This window comes from Lacrimispora sp. (assembly GCF_032078915.1).
GTDB lineage: Bacteria > Bacillota > Clostridia > Lachnospirales > Lachnospiraceae > Lacrimispora.
On record NZ_DAMAUN010000011.1, the window covers coordinates 1 to 15583 of the forward strand.

Here is a 15583-nt window from a genome sequence, read left to right on the forward strand (position 1 = left end):
AAGACTTTAGCGGATGTATGCAGCCAGCTTAAAACCGACGCTGATGCGATTTTAGCAAAAAATAATAAGTAGGTGTATATATGCAGGGTACGACAAAAAAGAAAATAGCAAAGCGGCAATGGAAAGAATGGGGAGAGGGGTACTTATTCATAACACCCCTGTTGCTTGGAATCTTCGTATTTTATATTTTTCCCTTTATTCAGAATTTCTGGTTCAGCTTTAATGAAGTGAATAAATTCAATGTAGCCACCTTTTATGGCCTTAACAACTATTTGGAAATGTTTAAGGATAAAGAACTGTGGAACTCTCTTGGCAATACACTTCTCTACGTCGGGATCACCGTGCCCCTGGGCCTTATGTTATCCTTGTTTGTAGCTGCCCTGCTCAATACGAAAATCAGGGGAACTTCTTTTTACCGGACCATCTATTTTCTGCCATCCGTGACCATGTCGGCCGCGGTGGCAATGGTTTGGAAATGGATTTATAATGAGCAGTACGGTCTTTTAAACGCGGCGCTGAAGGCTTTGGGTTTTGCTCCTCATGGCTGGATCACCGACCCCAAAACAGCTTTGTTCATGATTATGATCGTTGGGATATGGGGAACGGTAGGTTATAACATGATCATTCTTTTGGCAGGCATGCAGGGGATATCAAGATCCTATTATGAGGCGGCATCTGTAGATGGGGCAAGCGGGATTCACCAGTTTTTTAAAATCACAATCCCCATGCTGTCACCCACCATATTTTTCGTCATGATCACCTCGATCATCAGCGGATTTCAGGTGTTTGATACCATTTATATGATGGTTGTAAAAACGAATACGGCCTATCGCAGCACCCAGACCCTGGTCATGATGTTCTACCGGAATGCCTTTGATTATGGCCATAAGGGCTATGCAGCAGCCATATCCATTTTGATCTTTTCTATCATCATGCTGGTAACAGTGATTCAGATGATAGGACAGAGAAAATGGGTCAATTACGACTAAGGAGGTGAAGCCGGATGATGAAATCAAGTAAACGAAAAAAACTATTGATCCACCTGATACTGATCGCAGGAATCGGTATCACCGTGCTTCCGTTCCTTTGGATGCTATGTACATCATTTAAAACAAAGGGAGAATCCATGATGATTCCTCCCACGATTCTGCCAGAACAATTTGTAACAGAAGCCTATCATAATGTTCTGACCGCCCTTCCCTTTGGAAGAATTTATATGAACACGGTATTTTCTACGGTTATAACGGTTGCGGGACAGGTAGTGATCTGTACCCTGGCTGCATATTCCTTTGCCAGGATTAAGTTTCCGGGAAGAGATATCCTGTTTTTGTTAGTGCTTTCCGTCCTGATGGTACCGGGACAGATCTTTCTGGTGCCTCAGTACCTTATCGTGCAGAAGCTGGGGCTTTTAGATACCATGTTTGCACTTTTTCTGCCAAACTTATTCAGTGCATTTGGAACTTTTATGATGAGGCAGTTTTTCTTATCCCTTCCTGATGAACTGGAGGAAGCTGCCATACTGGACGGGTGCGGCAGGCTCCAGATCCTGACCAGGATCATGGTCCCTCTGGTAAAATCAGGGATCGTAGCCCTTGTGATTTTCACGGCAAAGTTTGCCTGGAATGATTTTATGTGGCCTTTAATCGTCAATACTACCACAACAAAGATGACTCTGGCTCCGGCACTTTCCACGCTTCAGGGACAGCATACCAACGATTATCCGGCACAGATGGCTGGCGCTGTTCTGGCTGTCATTCCAATGGTTGTTTTGTTCTTTGTTTTCCAGAAACAGTTTATTGAGGGAGTGGCCCATACGGGAGTAAAAGGTTAAATAACCGGCAGGGAATCGTTTATAGAAATCATAAGAGGATTGTTTGAAACAGGGAAAGGAAAGCGGATGACATCCGTTTTCCTTTCCTTTTAGTTAATCCATGAACAGACCTTTAAAACCGAAAAGCATTCATAAAAGTTCTTCCTGGAAATTTTTTAATAATGGAAGTTATAAAGTAATAAACAATAGAAACTTTGCATATACTTGGTAATATATGGTTGATAAAAATATTTCTGTAAAGGAGAGAACCAGTATGCCAAGAGGAGTAAGAAAGACACCACTTGAAAAACTTCAGGAAGAATTAAAAGAGGTCCAGGAATCGATTCAGCAATACAAAAACAGTCTGGTAACTTTAGGCGAAAAAGAGAAAGATATTCAGGATAAAATAAAGCTGGAACAATTTAAGGAAGTATCAACAATATTGGACGAGCATGAAATGTCGATCATGGATTTAAAGGAATTGCTTATTTCATCAAAGGCGGATTGAAACGCTTAGATGAACGAAGAACGGATATGCAAATAAGGACGCAGTTTTAAACAAACAGCGTCCTTATTTTTTTTGTGGTTATCCGTTATGATTAAAGTAGAAAAATCCTGCAGGCATACCTTTATGCCCGTAAGAACGGACAGGAAAGAAGACATACCCTGCGGATATATCTTTACACCCTGTAAAAAAGGGTGGGCCCTGCCCGGTAAGCGTGGGCGGGGAAGAAGAAAACAATGGGAGAGTGGTTTACATGGAGAAGTATTATCTTGCCGTAGACATTGGCGCATCCAGCGGCCGCCATATTCTTGGGACCGTAAAGGAAGGGAAGCTGGTCCTTCAGGAGATTTACCGGTTTGACAATGGAATGAAACAAAAGGACGGGCACTTGTGCTGGGATGTGGAATCCTTATTTCATGAAATTAAAGAGGGCATGAAGCAATGCAGGAAGCTTGGGAAGATCCCGGCTGCCATGGGGATCGATACATGGGCTGTGGATTTTGTCCTTTTAGACGGAGAGAACCGGATGCTTGGAAATGCGGTGGGATACCGGGATGACAGAACAAAGGGAATGGATGAAAAATTGTATGAGATCATTTCCCTAAAAGATTTGTATGGAAGAACCGGCATCCAGAAGCAGATCTTTAATACCATTTATCAGCTCATGGCTGTCAGGGAAGAAAATCCGGAATATTTAGAGAAAGGGGAATCCTTCCTTATGATTCCGGACTATTTCCACTATCTGCTGACAGGGGTGAAAAAACAGGAGTATACCAATGCAACAACCACCCAGCTGGTCAATGGGGAAACCGGAGCCTGGGACTATGAACTGATCCGGAAGCTGGGCCTGCCTGAAAGGCTGTTTGGGGAGCTGTCCATGCCGGGAACATCAGTGGGACCATTGGCAAAGGCCATGGAAGAGGAAGTAGGGTTTACCTGCCAGGTAGTCCTTCCGGCAACCCATGATACCGGCTCTGCCGTCATGGCGGTTCCCCTGGATCCGGCTGGAGAGGATTCCATGGACGGTCTCCTTTACATCAGCTCAGGGACCTGGTCTTTGATGGGAACGGAGCTTCCTAAGGCAGATTGTACCATGGAAAGCATGGAAGCAAATTTTACCAATGAGGGCGGCTATGATCACCGCTTCCGGTATTTGAAAAACATCATGGGGCTTTGGATGATCCAGTCTGTGAAAAAGGAACTGAAAGAAAAGGGAGAGGCTTACTCCTTTGCAGAGCTTTGCCAGATGGCCTCTGAGGAAGTGATCCCTTCCATTGTGGACTGTAACGATCCTTCCTTCCTGTCTCCTGAGAGCATGATCAGGGAGGTGCAGGATTTCTGCAGCAGGTCTGGGCTGGAGGTGCCAAAGACTCCGGGACAGATCGCGGCCGTCATATACAACAGCCTAGCTGCCTGCTATGGAAATACGGTAAAGGAACTGGAAGCCATCACCGGAAGGACCTATCCGGCCATCCATGTAGTAGGAGGAGGCTCCAATGCAGAGTATTTGAACCGGCTGACGGCAGACCGCACAGGACGGACCGTTTATGCCGGACCGGGAGAAGCCACTGCCATCGGAAATCTTTTGGCCCAAATGCTGGCTGCCGGAGAATTTGAGAACTTAAAACAGGCAAGGGAGGCAGTATACCGGTCCTTTGCCGTAAAGGAGTATAAGCCAGGGAATTAGCTGTTGCAGAATGGAGGAAGCACCCTTCGGGTATACCTATATGCCCAGAGAGCATGGGCAGAATGGAGGAAAAGGCATGATAAGAAAATCTTTTAAAATGTACTTAAATGAAGGAATGGCCGAAGAATACGAGAAAAGGCACAATTTGCTCTGGCCGGAAATGAAGGACATGATCAGCCGGCACGGGGGACATAATTACTCTATTTTCTTAGATGAGGAAACCAATGTCCTCTACGGATATATTGAGATCGAGGATGAAGAGAAATGGGCGGAATCTGCAGATACGCCCATCAACCGGAAATGGTGGGATTATATGGCTGACATCATGAAGACTAACCCGGATAACAGCCCTGTTTCTGTCGGCTTAAAGCCTGTATTTCATTTAGACTGAACGATTCCATAGGAAGCCCCGGCCTTATAAAAGCCCGGGCAGAAATTAAGAAAAGGAGAAGAGAGCCATGACAATAAAAGAAAGATATGAAGCAGCAAAAGAAGCATACAAGGCCGTTGGGGTTAATACTGATGAGGCGTTGGAGGCACTGAAGAAGATTCCTGTCTCCATGCACTGCTGGCAGGGAGATGACGTAATAGGGTTTGACGGAGCCGGCGGGCTGTCAGGCGGCATTCAGACGACTGGCAATTATCCGGGACGTGCCAGAAATCCTCAGGAGCTGATGAATGATATGGGCAAAGCGCTGAGCCTGATTCCTGGAAAACACAGGATTAACCTTCATGCAAGCTATGCCGTATTTGAAGAGGGAGAATGGGCGGACCGTGATCAGCTGGAACCCAAGCATTTTGCAAAATGGGCAGAGTTTGCAAAGGAAAGAGGGATCGGCATTGATTTTAATCCCACCCTGTTTTCCCATCCAAAGGCAGAGAATGCCACCTTGTCCAGTGAAAACGAGGAAATCCGCAGCTTCTGGATCAGACACGTACAGGCGTGCATCCGTATCTCTGAATATTTTGCGGTCGAGCAGGGGACTCCATGTACCATGAACATCTGGATTCCTGACGGTTTTAAGGATATTCCGGCGGACCGTACCTCCCCAAGGGCGCGGTTAAAAGATTCTCTTGACCAGATCCTTTCCATGGATTACGATAAAACCAAGGTTTATGTAGCCGTAGAATCCAAGGTGTTTGGAATCGGTATGGAAAGCTGTACGGTTGGTTCCCATGAATTTTATATGAATTACGCTTCCAAGAACGATATCCTATGCCTGCTGGACAGCGGCCATTATCATCCCACGGAAGTGGTATCCGATAAGATATCTTCCATGCTCCTGTTCTTTGACAAGGTGGCCCTTCATGTGACAAGGCCGGTGCGGTGGGACAGCGACCATGTGGTGTTGTTTGACGATGAAACAAAAGAAATTGCAAAGGAAATCATCCGGGGCGGAGCTGACCGCGTTCTTTTAGCCCTTGACTTCTTTGATGCAAGCATCAACCGCTTAAGCGCATGGATCGTGGGAATGCGCAATATGCAGAAGGCGTTGTTAAATGCCCTTCTTCTTCCCAATGAAACCCTTGCCCTGTTACAGAAGGAACGGGAGTTTACGGAGCAGATGATGCTTCAGGAGGAGCTTAAGCTTTATCCTATAGGCGATGTATGGAATTATTTCTGTGAGATAAACGGAGTTCCGGCAAAGGAAGACTGGTTTGAAGAAGTACGCAGCTATGAAAAAGAAGTGCTGCTTAACCGGAAATAAGGAGAAAAAGAATATGAATATGTTAGATACTGAATTTGTAAAAGGCTTTATCCGCTTATGCGATGATGGCTTCCGCCAGAACTGGCATGAGAGAAACGGCGGAAATTTAAGCTACCGCATCAAGGAGTCAGAGGTAGAATCAGTGAGAGAAAGCTTCTCGGATAAGAATCCCTGGCAGCCCATCGGAACCTGTGTAAAGGGTCTGGCAGGAGAGTATTTCATGGTGACCGGAAGCGGGAAATATTTCCGCAACGTGATCCTGGATCCGGAAGCCAATACCTGTATCATTGAGGTGGATGAAAGCGGTGAGAATTACAGAATCCGCTGGGGGTTAGTAAACGGCGGGCGCCCCACCAGCGAGCTTCCTTCCCATCTTATGAACCATGAAGTAAAGAAAGAGGCTGCATCCGGTAAGCACAGGGTGATCTACCATGCCCATCCTGCCAATGTAATTGCCCTTACCTTTGTTCTTCCCTTAGAGGATAAAGTCTTCACCCGGGAATTATGGGAGATGGCAACTGAATGTCCGGTGGTTTTCCCGGACGGCGTAGGTGTGGTTGGCTGGATGGTGCCTGGCGGACGGGATATTGCAGTGGCAACCAGTGAGCTGATGAAGAAGTACGATGTGGCTGTATGGGCTCATCACGGCTTATTTGCTTCAGGAGAGGACTTTGACCTGACCTTTGGTCTTATGCATACGGTAGAAAAGTCTGCGGAAATCCTTGTTAAGGTGCTTTCCATCCGTCCGGATAAGCTTCAGACCATCACGCCTCAAAACTTCCGCGATCTGGCGGTTGATTTTAAAGTGAATCTGCCGGAAGAATTTCTGTACGAAAAATAACGTGCAAGGGGCTGTCGCAAAATGATTTTTCACACAAGATATGGGTATGCACCAAGCAGCCAGAAACCATATCTTGTTGAAATTTTTCATTTTGCGACAGCCCCTTTTAGTGCGCCCGGCATTGCGTGGGTTTCTCTTTCGAAGAGATATGGCAGTTATCCGGCAGTTATCCGGCTGAAAAAAGCAGATGATTGTAAACTTGAATTGTGATATAATAATTGAAAAAGTTATGATTGGCACAGGATCAGAAATTTTTAAGGAAAGGAAAATATGGAACATGGCAATAGATAAGAAAGGAAATCTTGCTCAGTTAGCAGCCGATTATGTTCGCCAAGAGATTCTTCAGGGAAGGTTCAAGCATAAGGAAAAAATCGTAGAACAGGAACTTGCAGAGAAATTGGGGATGAGCAGGGGACCTGTGCGGGAAGCGTTAAAAATATTGATGCACGAAGGTTTTGTAGAGTATGAAGCCAATAAAGGCTGTACCGTGACTCTTCTTTCTCCTAAGGAAGCATATGAGATATTTTTTCTTAGGGGCAGTTTGGAAAAGATTGCGTTGGAATTATGCGACGGACATCTTCTAAAAGACTGCATATTTCTAATGGAGGAAGCTCTGGAAGGGATGATCTGTGAGGATGAACTGGGGGAGATGCCCCGTCTGGTTAGTTGTGACGAACTGTTTCATAAGCAGATTCTTAAGTCCGGCCAGATGGAGCGGCTGATAAAATTGTGGGAGAGTATGAGTCCCATGAATGGAGCCATGTTTCTGACCGCAAGAAACAGCAGGAATAACAGTGCCATGAATGAGCTTTTGAAAGAAAAGTATGCTGTTAATGGTCCAACAACCACATATGAAATTCACAAAGAGCTTTTAGAAGTGATAAAGAGGGGAGATTTGGAAAAATCCAAACAAGCCCTGGATAATCATTACCAGGCCACAGGAGAGCGGATTTATCGGATTGGTATGAAGATGGAGAATAAAGAGTTGTTTTTTTCATAGAGACAGTTGGCTGATAAAAAATCAGAGATCTTTTGACAGTGGTCAGAGATCTCTGATTTTTTATTATTCTATGGAATTAACGGGTCTGGGATATTGATTCAGAAGATGACAAATATACTGCATTTCCTTCAGCCCGTATCTTTGATCGCAGGGCAGCGAAAGAACATGGTCATAGATATATGCCGCATCAGGATGGCCGGTTAACTGAATCGCTGAGGGAACCGGCCAATATGCAGTGCTGCTTACACCATTAGCCGTCAGATAGCCCTGGATTTCCTCTCGGTTTTTAGCATAGAAAGTAAAGTGGCTGGGGACAGTTTCTTCAGCAAGCACTGGAAAGACTATGGTCAGATCCGGCGGGGGTATCAGATGATCCAGAAGATAACGATAATTTTCCCGGCGTTTCCGCCGGATGGCATCCACATCCATGTGCTTCATGATCTGGACCGATTCCGGATCACTATCAAAGGAATCGAAAATCTGACGGAGCATTATTTCCGCATCCCAGAATACCGAGGTTGCTGCAGCCAGTTTTTGGGCTGCTATTGGGTCAGAAGAATGACGCCAGGTTTCTTTTTCAAGCATGGCCGCTGTTCGCATAGCCAGGTGAGTGAAGGCTGGTTCCAGCCGCCTTTTTGTAAAGTGACCTTGGGCCTTAATTGCAAAGCCGCCAGAGGGAATACCGATCCATTTGCGCAGGCTCCCGGCAATATAATCACAGCAGGGATCGATGCCGTTCCATGAAAGGATGGAATGGGTAGTATCCTCTATTACGCGGACACCCCATTCCCTGCATAATCCAACAAATTCTCTGTCATAGGTGCAGAAACCATAGTAGCCGCAGAGGGAAAGAACACTGATCTGATTAAGGACCGACTTATCAAATACTGGTGTCATCGATCGGTCAACATCATAAAAAAGCAGCTGGTAACCAGCTTTTTCGAAAGAAGCCAGAACGGTCTCACAGGTATAAACAGGAACGTAAGCAACTCGCGTATGATCTGTCAGCTTAATGTCTTCCAGAGCATAATATATGGCGCACCGGCCAGACATCAAGAAAGCAAGATCCCCTGCTTCCGGACATAATTCTTCAAAAAAGTGGTTCTCTGTTTCTGTCAGCTGTTCAAAGCTGAAATAACCGCCAATATTTTTCATGTAATTTTCCTCTTTAAGTCAAATAGTATTTTTTCATACTTACTTAAAAATCAGTACTCACGTATTTATTATACCAGATCCAGATATTGTATACAATAAAAATGTAAGTAAATAAAAAATATTGTTATACAATAAATAATATTGTTGACAATCATATAAAATTGTTTTATACTTTTCTTAACAAAATAGAAGAAGCAAAATCAATTGATTTTGTTAATGAATGGAAATCAATGGTGTAAGCTGTTAATTTCAATGTACGATGATAAAGGGGTCACGTGCGGAGTCTGCTCAGGCAGGCTCTTTTTAATACCTGAATATAGGTGCAGACCGTTAAATTCTATAGTTAAGGTCATATTTTTCGCAGTAAAATTACCGATCAAAAGCAAGGAAATACGCGGAAATACAAGGAAATACAAGGAAATACAAGGAAATACAAGGAAATACAAGGAAACACACGGAACTACAACATCTTAAACGGCATAGCTTCTATTTGGAAAACAGGAAGAAAAGCTATGACTATATAATTAAGAGGAGAAGGAGTATGTATAAGTACATGATCAAACGGCTTCTAATGTTAATCCCGGTCATTATCGGAGTCACATTTATTGTGTTTTTCATCCTGAATCTGTCGCCTGGTGATCCGGCGGCGATTATTCTGGGAGATCAGGCTTCAGCGGAAGCCTTGGCTATGAAGCGTGAGGAACTGGGATTAAATGATCCTCTTCTGATCCGCTATGGGCGTTATCTTTTAAAGATGCTTCACGGTGATTTGGGAACATCTTACAAAAACAGTTTAAGTGTCTGGGATCAGGTGATCAGCCGGTTTCCAAATACAGCAATGCTGGCAGTTGCGGCAATTCTGGTGGCGCTGGCGATTGGGATCCCGGTAGGAATTATATCGGCCAAGAACCAATATTCAGCATTGGATAACATTTCTATGGTAACTGCTTTGATCGGGGTATCCATGCCCAGCTTCTGGATGGGGCTTCTGCTGGTAATTGTGTTTGCCTTAAATCTTGGCTGGCTCCCTTCCCAGGGCATGGGGCAGGGTCTTGCTCCGCTTCTTAAAAGTCTGGTTCTGCCGGCGGTTACACTGGGAACCAGTGCGGCGGCAACCATTACCCGCATGACCCGTTCTTCCATGCTGGAGGTAATCCGCCAGGATTATATCGATACGGCTCGTGCCAAAGGTGTATCGGAAAAGATTATTACCTATCGTCACATGCTGAAGAATGCCATGATTCCGATCATTACGGCGGTAGGACTTCAGTTTGGTACCCTTCTTGGCGGAGCGATGCTGACTGAGACCGTATTTTCCTGGCCTGGGCTGGGACGGCTTATGGTAGAGGCTATTAAATCAAAGGATATTCCTCTGGTTTTAGGGTCTGTGATCTTTCTGGCAGTTATGTTTACGGTTGTGAACCTGGCTGTGGATATTGTCTATGCTTTTGTAGACCCGCGTATTAAGTCCCAGTATAAGAGAAAGTAGGTGCGGCTGGTGGAAGGAAAAAAACAAAGATCTCTCTGGGCGGAGGCCTGGAGGCGTTTTAAAAAGAACCGTCTGGCAATGGCGGGATTGTGTTTTATTTTTTTGCTGATTATTATTGCAGTTGCTACTTCGGTAATTGACCTGGTTACCAATAAATCTTTTTACTTATCATATGTGGTAAAGCAGAATCTGACAGGCAGACTTTTACCGCCAAGTATGAACCATCCATTTGGTCTTGATGAGTTTGGCAGAGACATGCTGCTTCGGATGCTGTGGGCAACTCGTTATTCCCTGTTCATGGGAACCGTGGCGGTTTCCGTCTCCTGTGTCTTTGGCGGGATGCTGGGGGCAGTTGCAGGTTATTATGGAAAAGGTGCGGATAATCTGATTATGCGTTTCATGGATATTTTGCTGGCCATTCCCTCCATGCTGCTGGCCATCGCCATTGTTGCGGCACTGGGAACCAGTCTGGTTAATGTTCTGCTGGCTATTTCCATTGCCTATATTCCGACCTTTGCGAGAACGGTTCGGGCACCGGTTCTGACGGTGAAAGACCAAGAGTACATAGAAGCTGCAAAAGCGATCGGCTGCAGTGATTTAAGGATTATATTTAAGTATGTGCTGCCCAATTGCATGGCTCCGATCATTGTTCAGATAACATTAAGCATTGCCGGAGCGATTCTGTCCATTGCCGGTTTGTCCTTCCTTGGTCTGGGAATACAGCCGCCAACGCCGGAATGGGGAGCCATGCTCTCCAACGCCAGAAGTTATATCCGTGATTCCTGGCATGTGACAGTGATTCCGGGTTTAGGGATCATGCTGACCATTCTGGCCCTGAATGTGGTGGGAGATGGTCTTCGTGATGCCCTGGATCCAAGACTGAAAGATTAAATCCTTAACAGGAGAAAGGCGGGACAACTTATGGCAGGCGGGACATTACTGGAAGTAAAGAATTTATCGATTCGGTATGAGACGGAAGACGGAGCCGTACAGGCGTTAAATGGTGTTGATATCAGGATTGGAGTGGGCGAAACTCTGGGAATTGTGGGCGAAACCGGTGCCGGAAAAACGACCCTTGCAAAAGGAATCATGCGTCTGATCCCCACTCCGCCCGGAAAGATTGTTAGCGGAGAAGTATTATATGGAGGAAGGAATCTTTTGTCTCTATCCTTAAAAGAGATGCAGGAGATCCGGGGACAGCATATATCTATGATTTTTCAGGATCCTATGACCTCTTTGAATCCGGTACTGACAGTCGGGGAACAGATTATGGAAGTGATCGCACAGCACAATCATCTGACCCCCAAAGAAGCACAGAAGCAGGCAGAAGATATGCTGGAGCGTGTAGGCATTCCGGCTGGACGGTTCCTTGAGTATCCCCATCAGTTTTCCGGCGGTATGAAGCAGCGTGTGGTAATTGCAATTGCGCTGGCATGCAATCCGCGGCTTCTGATTGCCGACGAACCAACGACGGCACTGGATGTAACGATCCAGGCACAGGTGCTTGATATGATCCACAAATTAAAAGCAGAGAATGATACGTCGATGATGCTGATTACCCATGATCTGGGGGTGGTGGCACAAAACTGTGATTACGTAGCGATTGTGTATGCCGGAGAGATCGTAGAATATGGAAACCTCTGGGAAGTCTATAAAAATGCCAGTCACCCGTATACCGAAGGTTTATTCGGATCGATCCCCAGTCTGACAGCGGATGTAAAGCGGCTTCAGGCCATTGAAGGGATGATGCCGGACCCGGCCAGAATGCCGAAGGGGTGTAAATTCTATGAGCGCTGTAAGTATGCTTTCAAAGAATGTGAATCAAATCCCCCTTTGATGACCGCACTTGAAGGAACTCATCAGGTTCGGTGTTTCCGTTATAATAATGGGCTGGGAGGTAATTAATATGCAGGAAAACAAAGAGATGCTGAAGGTTGAGGGGCTTAAAAAATATTTTCAAACTCCTGCCGGAGTGCTGCATGCAGTGGATGACGTAAACTTTTCTGTCCGGGAAGGTGAGACGTTGGGAATAGTAGGGGAATCCGGATGCGGAAAATCTACGATGGGACGTACGATTTTACGCCTGCACGAACCAACTGCAGGAAGTGTGTATTTTCAGGGGAAGAATATTACCGGTTATGACCGAAAGCGGTTAAAGGAATTAAGAAAGGACATGCAGATGATCTTCCAGGATCCCTTTGCTTCCTTGAACCCGCGGATGACTGTAAACGAAGCGATTATGGAACCTCTGTTGGTTCAGGGGCTTTATAAAGCAAAGGATCCGGCGATTCATGCTCAGGTAGATAAAATTATGGATCTGGTCGGTCTTGCAAAACGCCTGGTGAATGTGTACCCTCATGAACTTGATGGCGGGAGAAGGCAGAGGATCGGTATTGCCAGAGCCCTGGCGGTAAATCCCAAATTCATTGTCTGTGATGAGCCGGTATCAGCGCTGGATGTATCCATTCAGGCCCAGATTTTGAATCTGATGCAGGATCTTCAGGATGAACTGCATCTGACCTATCTGTTCATTACTCATGATTTATCGGTTGTGAAGCATTTTGCCACGGACATTCTGGTTATGTATCTGGGGCAGATGGTCGAGATGGCACCGGCTAAGAAGCTGTTTGAACATCCGATGCATCCTTATACCCAGGCACTTTTATCAGCAATTCCCGTGCCGGATCCGGATTTTAAGATGGAACGCATTGCAATGAATGGGGAGTTGACATCGCCCATCAATCCCGAACCGGGCTGCCGGTTTGCCAGACGCTGTCCCTATGTCAGCCAGGTGTGTACCAGCCGGGAAATGGTATTAAAAGAGATGGAGCCGGGGCATTTTGTCAGCTGTCAGATGGTTCAGAATACATAACGGGATAAATTCTGGAATAGTCCAGTGTTTATAAAAAAGAGAGGAGTTATCGTATGAAAAAGACATGGAAAAAAGTTGCAGCTTTGATACTCGTAACAGCAGTATCAGTATCTGCTGCAGGATGCGGCGGTTCCGGCGCAAACAAGGAAGTACAAGGCAATGCCCAGACGTCCGGCGGGAAACCGGCAGATGGGACAGATACAGGCTTAAGTGAGTACAGTGACACACTTACCTGGGCTCAGGGAGCTGATATCACATCACTGGATCCTCATCAGGGGAAAGAAACTACGGCTGTTCAGGTAACCAAGCATATCTTTGATACATTGACGGTGGTAAATCCTGAGACAGGTGTACTGGAACCCTCGTTGGCAGAAAGCTGGGAGCAGACTTCTGATACCAGTTATATATTTAAACTCCGCCAGGATGTAAAATTTCATGATGGTTCCCAAATGACAGCAGAGGATGTGAAATTTTCTCTGGACCGGGCAATTAAATCTGCAGCAGTATCTTATATCGTAGACTTTATCGATACGGTCAATGCAGTGGATGAGTATACGGTGGAAATTACCCTGGATGCTCCATATGCACCGGCACTTCGTAATTTGTCTGTCCCCTTTGCAGCAATTGTCCCTAAGAAAACAGTAGAGCAGGACGAAGAGGGATTTAAGCTTCACCCAATTGGTTCCGGCCCTTACAAATTTGTTGATTGGAAGCAGGGAGATTCTGCCCGGCTGGAAGCATTTGACGAGTATTGGGGAACTCCGGCGGCGACCAGGAATCTGGTAATGCGCGTTATTCCTGAGGCATCCCAGAGAACGATTGCACTGGAAACGGGTGAAGTTGATCTGGCCTATGATATCCTTCCTAATGATATGGCCAGGATTAATGATAATCCTAAGCTGGCGCTGTTTGAGGCGCCATCACTGTCTTGTTACTATATCTCTCTGAATATGAATAAGGTACCATTTGACAATGCAAAAGTCAGAGAGGCACTTAAATTTGCCATAGACCGACAGACACTGATTGATACGATTGCCTGCGGCGCCGGTCAGCCTGCGGATGCGATCATCGCTCCATTGGTATTTGGCTACTATAGTCCGGGTGCCTATGAGTATAATCCGGAGAAAGCAAAGGAATTACTGGCGGAAGCCGGTTATCCCGATGGATTTACCACCAGCATCTGGGTAAATGATAATCAGGCACGGGTTGAGATCTGTCAGGCGATCCAGGCCATGCTTCAGGATGTGGGCATCACCTGCAATGTGGAGGTGATGGAATTTGGAAGCTTTATCTCCCGTACCTCAGCCGGAGAGCATGACATGGGCTACTTTGGCTGGGTAACATCCACCACCGATGCGGATTATACCTATTATTCTCTGGAGCATTCCAGTCAGCAGGGGGCAGCAGGAAACCGCTCCTTTATCAATGACCCGGAGATTGACAAGCTGATTGAGACCGGAAGAAGCAGTGCAGACGAACAGGTTCGCCGGAAGGCATATGAGGATCTGGCGGTTAAGTTAAAAGAAATCGGCAACAATGTACCGGTTTACTACAATTCCATCACAGTAGGCGCCAGTGCAAAAGTAGGGGATTTTGTGATAGATCCCATCGGATACCATAAGCTGGATCAGGTAAAGGTAACAAAATAATGTTGCGGAAACAAGGATAAAAAGGACAGGAGGGTACTGCATGGTATGTGGTACCCTGCTTGTGTGAATCAAATATATAGAAATTCAGGAGATGAGAAAATGAGATTAGCAAATTTGACCTGGCCCAAAGCAGAGCAGTATTTTAAAGAAAATGATATGGTGCTGGTATCCATAGGAAGCATCGAGTGCCATGGCAGACATCTGCCTTTAGGAACGGACACCATAATACCGGACCGGATTTTGGAACTGATCGAAGCGAAAAATGATATCCTGATTGCGCCCACCATTCCTTATGGAGCCTGCCAGTCGCTGGCGGATTATCCGGGTACCGTGAATATTGACATGGAGGTGCTGTATCAATTTTTATATCAGGTGATTGACAACCTGTACCGTCATGGAGCCAGGAAGATTCTTGTACTCAACGGTCACGGCGGAAATATTAAGGTGATAGAACGGGTTGGACTGGACTTTCGAAAAAAAGGTGCCATGGTAGTCATGTTAAACTGGTGGCTGATGGCATGGGATATGAATCCGGCCTGGAAGGGTGGTCATGGCGGCGGAGAGGAAACTGCAGGCGTTATGGCTGTGGATCCGGATCTGGTTGATGCTTCAGAAATCGGTGGTCCACTGGAACTGAAAAATATAAATGAGAATCTGGTCGCTACCGGTTTTCGTTCCATTCGTTTCAAAGGAGTAGAGTTTGAAGTTCTGCGCTCTACACCGGAAGTGACGGACAACGGTTGGATTGGGCCAGATCATCCAAATACGGCAACTGTGGAATGGGGGAACGAGATGATTCAGACGACTGCAGATTATGTAGTGGATCTGATTGAGGAACTGAAGACAGTAAAGCTATAATGAGCTTG

General features: G+C 45.9%; 15 protein-coding genes. 14 read left to right on the forward strand and 1 reads right to left on the reverse strand.

Translation table 11 applies throughout. The features are described 5' to 3' along the window. Positions 1–80 precede the first annotated feature (80 nt). From RT269_RS06390 to RT269_RS06425, 8 genes are all read left to right on the forward strand, one after another. Positions 81–989 (forward strand): carbohydrate ABC transporter permease, encoded by a 909-nt coding sequence (locus tag RT269_RS06390; protein ID WP_100305736.1) that lies wholly within the window; start codon positions 81–83, stop codon positions 987–989. A gap of 14 nt (positions 990–1003) precedes the next feature. Next, a complete protein-coding gene (locus RT269_RS06395; protein WP_313181339.1) occupies positions 1004–1831 on the forward strand; it encodes a carbohydrate ABC transporter permease in 828 nt (275 codons plus the stop codon). 253 nt (positions 1832–2084) lie between these two features. Then, entirely contained in the window at positions 2085–2318 is a 234-nt protein-coding gene (locus RT269_RS06400; RefSeq protein WP_025231702.1) for a hypothetical protein, read from the forward strand. A gap of 250 nt (positions 2319–2568) precedes the next feature. Next, positions 2569–4002, forward strand: a complete 1434-nt coding sequence (gene rhaB / locus RT269_RS06405; protein WP_313181340.1) for a rhamnulokinase — start codon at positions 2569–2571, stop codon at positions 4000–4002. 76 nt (positions 4003–4078) lie between these two features. Next, positions 4079–4393, forward strand: coding sequence for an L-rhamnose mutarotase (gene rhaM / locus RT269_RS06410; protein ID WP_313181341.1), 315 nt, complete (start codon positions 4079–4081; stop codon positions 4391–4393). A 67-nt stretch (positions 4394–4460) separates the two neighbouring features. After that, the gene (locus tag RT269_RS06415; protein ID WP_313181343.1) at positions 4461–5711 is read left to right on the forward strand and encodes an L-rhamnose isomerase; all 1251 of its coding nucleotides are present in this window, start codon (positions 4461–4463) and stop codon (positions 5709–5711) included. 13 nt (positions 5712–5724) lie between these two features. Next, positions 5725–6552, forward strand: coding sequence for a rhamnulose-1-phosphate aldolase (gene rhaD, locus RT269_RS06420; protein WP_313181345.1), 828 nt, complete (start codon positions 5725–5727; stop codon positions 6550–6552). A 277-nt stretch (positions 6553–6829) separates the two neighbouring features. Next, positions 6830–7552, forward strand: coding sequence for a GntR family transcriptional regulator (locus RT269_RS06425; RefSeq protein WP_313181346.1), 723 nt, complete (start codon positions 6830–6832; stop codon positions 7550–7552). Positions 7553–7615: 63 nt separating this feature from the next. Here the strand turns inward: RT269_RS06425 and RT269_RS06430 are convergent, their stop codons facing one another. Beyond that, positions 7616–8707, reverse strand: a complete 1092-nt coding sequence (locus RT269_RS06430; RefSeq protein WP_313181348.1) for a DegT/DnrJ/EryC1/StrS aminotransferase — start codon at positions 8705–8707, stop codon at positions 7616–7618. Positions 8708–9248: 541 nt separating this feature from the next. Between RT269_RS06430 and RT269_RS06435 the strand changes: the two genes are divergently transcribed. The 6 genes from RT269_RS06435 (at position 9249) to RT269_RS06460 (ending at position 15575) form a co-directional block, all read left to right on the forward strand. Further along, positions 9249–10196: an ABC transporter permease gene (locus tag RT269_RS06435; RefSeq protein WP_313181349.1), complete on the forward strand. Its 948-nt coding sequence runs from the start codon at positions 9249–9251 to the stop codon at positions 10194–10196. Positions 10197–10205: 9 nt separating this feature from the next. Continuing rightward, entirely contained in the window at positions 10206–11087 is an 882-nt protein-coding gene (locus RT269_RS06440; RefSeq protein WP_331664089.1) for an ABC transporter permease, read from the forward strand. Positions 11088–11117: 30 nt separating this feature from the next. Continuing rightward, positions 11118–12101: an ABC transporter ATP-binding protein gene (locus RT269_RS06445; RefSeq protein WP_313181351.1), complete on the forward strand. Its 984-nt coding sequence runs from the start codon at positions 11118–11120 to the stop codon at positions 12099–12101. 1 nt (position 12102) lies between these two features. Next, positions 12103–13068 (forward strand): ABC transporter ATP-binding protein, encoded by a 966-nt coding sequence (locus RT269_RS06450; protein WP_313181352.1) that lies wholly within the window; start codon positions 12103–12105, stop codon positions 13066–13068. Positions 13069–13121: 53 nt separating this feature from the next. Further along, a complete protein-coding gene (locus tag RT269_RS06455) occupies positions 13122–14717 on the forward strand; it encodes an ABC transporter substrate-binding protein (protein WP_313181354.1) in 1596 nt (531 codons plus the stop codon). Positions 14718–14816: 99 nt separating this feature from the next. Then, positions 14817–15575: a creatininase family protein gene (locus tag RT269_RS06460; protein WP_313181356.1), complete on the forward strand. Its 759-nt coding sequence runs from the start codon at positions 14817–14819 to the stop codon at positions 15573–15575. Positions 15576–15583 lie beyond the last annotated feature (8 nt).

Coding starts and splice junctions, on each gene's coding strand:
- RT269_RS06460 (WP_313181356.1), top strand. CDS start 14,817: ATGAGATTAGCAAATTTGACCTGGCCCAAAGCAGAGCAGTATTTTAAA.
- RT269_RS06445 (WP_313181351.1), top strand. CDS start 11,118: ATGGCAGGCGGGACATTACTGGAAGTAAAGAATTTATCGATTCGGTAT.
- RT269_RS06430 (WP_313181348.1), bottom strand. CDS start 8,707: ATGAAAAATATTGGCGGTTATTTCAGCTTTGAACAGCTGACAGAAACA.
- rhaM (WP_313181341.1), top strand. CDS start 4,079: ATGATAAGAAAATCTTTTAAAATGTACTTAAATGAAGGAATGGCCGAA.
- RT269_RS06435 (WP_313181349.1), top strand. CDS start 9,249: ATGTATAAGTACATGATCAAACGGCTTCTAATGTTAATCCCGGTCATT.
- RT269_RS06455 (WP_313181354.1), top strand. CDS start 13,122: ATGAAAAAGACATGGAAAAAAGTTGCAGCTTTGATACTCGTAACAGCA.
- rhaD (WP_313181345.1), top strand. CDS start 5,725: ATGAATATGTTAGATACTGAATTTGTAAAAGGCTTTATCCGCTTATGC.
- RT269_RS06415 (WP_313181343.1), top strand. CDS start 4,461: ATGACAATAAAAGAAAGATATGAAGCAGCAAAAGAAGCATACAAGGCC.
- rhaB (WP_313181340.1), top strand. CDS start 2,569: ATGGAGAAGTATTATCTTGCCGTAGACATTGGCGCATCCAGCGGCCGC.
- RT269_RS06395 (WP_313181339.1), top strand. CDS start 1,004: ATGATGAAATCAAGTAAACGAAAAAAACTATTGATCCACCTGATACTG.
- RT269_RS06425 (WP_313181346.1), top strand. CDS start 6,830: ATGGCAATAGATAAGAAAGGAAATCTTGCTCAGTTAGCAGCCGATTAT.
- RT269_RS06390 (WP_100305736.1), top strand. CDS start 81: ATGCAGGGTACGACAAAAAAGAAAATAGCAAAGCGGCAATGGAAAGAA.
- RT269_RS06450 (WP_313181352.1), top strand. CDS start 12,103: ATGCAGGAAAACAAAGAGATGCTGAAGGTTGAGGGGCTTAAAAAATAT.
- RT269_RS06400 (WP_025231702.1), top strand. CDS start 2,085: ATGCCAAGAGGAGTAAGAAAGACACCACTTGAAAAACTTCAGGAAGAA.